Genomic DNA, 3,547 nt, shown 5'->3' on the forward strand with positions numbered 1-3,547 from the left:
GAACTGTTATTTTCCGTTTTTTCCGTCAGCTTCCAGGACCGAGAGCGCCTCCCATATCGCTGGTGAATTAACCAGTATCGTTTTCACGCGCGCGAGGAACACGAACGAAGCGGCTTTTGCAGCGCCTATGCCGAGCACCCCGAATATTATCACGCCTCCTCCTTCGCTCAGCCCGAGCCCGGCAAGCGTCGGGGACGGGATGAATTCCAGGATTGTGAGCAGCGGCTGGAGGAAGAAGTACGCGAGCACTTCCGGGAACGGCGTCTGGAGCGTGATGCCCAGGCTCTTCGCTACGAAATACCATGAGATGGCTTTCGCGCTCCATGAGAGCAGGAGAAGGATGAAAAGCTGGGGGAACTTGCGGATTATAACCCCGGAGTTCTGCTGGGCCTTTTCGAAAAGAGAGAGGATTTTGGATGCGAACGAGCCGATGAACGGAAGATTTTTGGAGAACGAGAAGAGGGAGAGGAAGCGCTTTGAGAAGAGGAGGAGCGCCATCACCGCGGTCATTCCGAGCATCGCGAACGCGCCCAGGAAGAGCAGTTCCCCGTTCTGGAGCTTGAGGTAGGTGTTGAGCAGGTAGAACAATGCTATGGTTCCGAGTATAACTTTGGCCATGAAGTCGTATATCTGCGGGCCTAAAACCGCGACCGTGCTTTTTTCCTCAGGGACTTTGTATTTCTTCGTGAGCCCGTACGCAACTGCGAGGTAGCCGGTGCGCGCAGGAGTGAAGTCCGCGAGGAGCATCCCCATCACGTGCTGCTTGAATATGTCCCAGAAGCTCAATTTTACCCCTAGCTCGCGCAGAATCAAGTCAAGGCGCGCGGTCATCACCACGTACATCACTAGGAGGAAGAAAACCGAGATGGCTAAGTAAAGGAAATTGATGCTGCTGAACTCCGCGATTATGCTGTCCACGCCTATTAGGTATAATATGGCTGCGATTATTGCAATTGAAATCACGGAATTGAGGATAAGCTGCTTGGATGATAACAGGTCTTTTCTGGCTTTCATAGGATCAGCTATAGCTGGATTGGAGTGAATGGCCAAAAAAAGTTTATTATGGCACTTTCTTGGGCCTTAGCTTTTCTGGGTGCACTTGATGAAAAGCCGCCGGGCCGTCGGAGCCGTACATCGGATAATCTTCGACTCGTTCATTCAGTTCCTTAAGGCTGGAGGGTTTGAAGGTGGTCAAAAGCAGGTTCAGATAACCGTAGAATTGCCATGCTCCTGTTTTCTCCGCGTGGCTTGCAAGCTTATCTATGAATTCCGAGCGTGTTTTGGGATCCGCGGAAGTAAATAATTTCCTGAGAAATTCGTCTGTGCCCAAATCGTTCTTCCGGCCCATCATCTCATCCAAGAAGGAACACATCCCAGGAGTAAGCACGAACGGCCGCCCGTTCGGGAGTTTTTCCGGAAGCTGGCCTAACTGCGAGGCGCTTAAGTCTTTTTTCCCTGATTCGTCTTTGGCCTTGTCTACGAGATTCAGATAGTGGCTGAGATTTGTTAGTATGCGCGCCCATGCAAGGAGTTCGTCAGTTTCCTGCTGGCCCTGCTTCTTTGTCAATTGGATCGAAGGCATATCTTCACCGAAAAAGTGTATGCTATGAAATATTATAAATAGTGGCTTTGCCTTGGAAACGCTAGGGCTTGCGAAACACTATCGCGCTTTCCCGTGTTTTAACTTTTGCGGGTTTTACATCAGCAATGCGCTCCAGCCCAATCCATATTTCGCTTTCGAAGCCCAGCCGTTCCCCGATTTGCGCAAGAATCTCATCCACAGGGATGTGGGTTTCCCTTATTACGGAGTTTCCGACTACGAAAACTGCGGTTCCTCCTGGCTTCAGGGCACGGAAGCTTTCCTTCAGCACTTTTTCCATGTCCGCGAAATAGGTGCCGGCTACCGGAATCCTGCAGCCATACTCATATGCCTCTTCGGGGATTTCCTCTGCTTTTGCATCCGAGGTTATGAACGAGCGCACGCTTCTCCCCCGCGCGTTCCTAGTGCTGGAAAGGTCCATTTCCAGCAGCGAGATTTCCAGCCCGTACACTTTAGTGTAGTCTATGTTGTTCAGATAGGGCGGGGAAGTGATTATCGAGTTCATGCTTTCGTTTTCAAAAGGCATGGAGCGCGCGTCCCCCAGAAGGATTTCCGGCCTCGGGCCTTTCGGCGCATTCTCCAAATCGGAAAGCATGCGCTTCGTTTTGCGTTTGAACACCTCGCGCACGGGCGCGACGGATTTTTTTTCTATTTTCAGCACGCCGCCGTCTTTCAGGATGAAGCCGCACATTGGGAGTATGGAAACAAGAGCTAAAAGGAGGAGGCGCATGGCCTTTTCGTTCTGCACTCCTGCGATTTTTTCCCTTAGAAATAAGATGTCGCGCAGGTTCGCCGGAGGGAAAACTTTTTCCACCTGGAAGAGTTCGAAGTCCCAGCGCAGTCTGGAAGAGGAATCCTTGTGCTGGAAAACGTCTTTGAGGAATGCTCTCGCGTCCTCCAAATCCTTTTCCGAGTAGTCTTCGGTTTTCACCTGTCCTGCAAACACCGCAAGCTGTGAAGAATCTATCCCATAGGCCTGCATGCCGAGCGATTTTGCAAACAATGCGGTCGTGCCTATCCCTGAGAACGGGTCCAGGATTGGGGCGCTTAGATTGAGTTCGAGCGCGAGCTTTTCCACGAGCTCAGGGGAGTATGCTTCCTTGTAATAGAACCAATTGTAGATTGGTTTGGACTTGCTGGGCTCGAACGTGAAATAAGGCCCGAGGTCAAGGCGCTTGATAATGTCCATGGATTGGATTCAGATGGGAATATTAAAAATGTGTGAGCCGCCGGTGCTTTTGGATACGTTTTATAAAATGTTCAGTTGTGAATTATTTATAGGTGGTGGAATGAAGCCAGGATTTGCGGGATTAATGTGCCTGGGATTACCAAAAGACCAGAAACCAAAACCTAGGGAAAACAATTTGGGGGCGCAAAAATCTGCTCGGGGTAGTAGATGGCGTTTCTGGGAAAAATTTAAGGGTCATCCTATTATCAGCGATGCCCAAATAAAGGAGAGAACGATAACTATACTGCTCAGCCCTGAGAAAGTGGTGAAGGACCAATTCAGAACGCAGGGTGCAATAAACTTTGAGGACTACTTAGCAGGACAGCATAAAAAAGAATAAACAATGCTGCGAAACCCGCCGCGAACAGCGGATGTAAATTATTCGATTATTTGATGAGCACGAGCTCCAGCGAGGAGACGTTGCTCTCCCTTCCGTCGTGGCTCTGCAGCTTCTCGGTTGTTACGCGCACTTCCTTTATCTTTATGCCCGGCATGAAGCGGTGCTTCACTATCTCTTCCACGTCCACGGCCCTTGAGATAAGATGGCCCCTGGCCTTGACTATCACTTCGGTGGAACCCTTGTTGAAATTGGTGACCACTGCGAGCACGTAGCCCATGAGCCCCTTCTTGCCTATGTAAACCACGTTGTCGTCCTTGCGGGGCTCGGAAGTTTGCGGCTGCTCCTTGCGGGGTTCAGGCGCCTTGGCTTCCTTGCCTGG

The 3,547-nt window shown here is 50.7% G+C and carries 5 protein-coding genes; 1 reads left to right on the forward strand and 4 read right to left on the reverse strand.

Features of this window, described 5'->3' with window-relative positions; all coding sequences use genetic code 11:
• Positions 1-6: 6 nt before the first annotated feature.
• The 3 genes from WC488_05030 to WC488_05040 all read right to left on the reverse strand — a co-directional run bounded on the left by WC488_05030 (position 7) and on the right by WC488_05040 (position 2,789).
• The gene (locus WC488_05030; GenBank protein MFA5077761.1) at positions 7-1,014 is read right to left on the reverse strand and encodes a lysylphosphatidylglycerol synthase transmembrane domain-containing protein; all 1,008 of its coding nucleotides are present in this window, start codon (positions 1,012-1,014) and stop codon (positions 7-9) included.
• 46 nt (positions 1,015-1,060) lie between these two features.
• Positions 1,061-1,582, reverse strand: a complete 522-nt coding sequence (locus tag WC488_05035; protein MFA5077762.1) for a hypothetical protein — start codon at positions 1,580-1,582, stop codon at positions 1,061-1,063.
• A 61-nt stretch (positions 1,583-1,643) separates the two neighbouring features.
• Complete coding sequence (locus tag WC488_05040; GenBank protein ID MFA5077763.1) at positions 1,644-2,789, reverse strand: hypothetical protein; 1,146 nt, start codon at positions 2,787-2,789, stop codon at positions 1,644-1,646.
• Here WC488_05040 and WC488_05045 point away from each other — a divergent pair.
• Complete coding sequence (locus WC488_05045; GenBank protein ID MFA5077764.1) at positions 2,788-3,168, forward strand: hypothetical protein; 381 nt, start codon at positions 2,788-2,790, stop codon at positions 3,166-3,168. The two genes, WC488_05040 and WC488_05045, sit on opposite strands and share 2 nt — an antisense overlap.
• 46 nt (positions 3,169-3,214) lie before the next feature.
• Here the strand turns inward: WC488_05045 and albA are convergent, their stop codons facing one another.
• Entirely contained in the window at positions 3,215-3,472 is a 258-nt protein-coding gene (gene albA, locus WC488_05050) for a DNA-binding protein Alba (protein MFA5077765.1), read from the reverse strand.
• Positions 3,473-3,547: the final 75 nt, after the last annotated feature.

The sequence above is a fragment of the Candidatus Micrarchaeia archaeon genome (assembly GCA_041650355.1).
In the GTDB taxonomy this organism is placed as follows: domain Archaea; phylum Micrarchaeota; class Micrarchaeia; order Anstonellales; family Bilamarchaeaceae; genus JAHJBR01.

Excerpts from the sequence above, each read along its gene's own strand:
- WC488_05040 (MFA5077763.1), bottom strand. The coding sequence starts at position 2,789 with ATGGACATTATCAAGCGCCTTGACCTCGGGCCTTATTTCACGTTCGAG.
- WC488_05030 (MFA5077761.1), bottom strand. The coding sequence starts at position 1,014 with ATGAAAGCCAGAAAAGACCTGTTATCATCCAAGCAGCTTATCCTCAAT.
- WC488_05045 (MFA5077764.1), top strand. The coding sequence starts at position 2,788 with ATGGATTGGATTCAGATGGGAATATTAAAAATGTGTGAGCCGCCGGTG.
- WC488_05035 (MFA5077762.1), bottom strand. The coding sequence starts at position 1,582 with ATGCCTTCGATCCAATTGACAAAGAAGCAGGGCCAGCAGGAAACTGAC.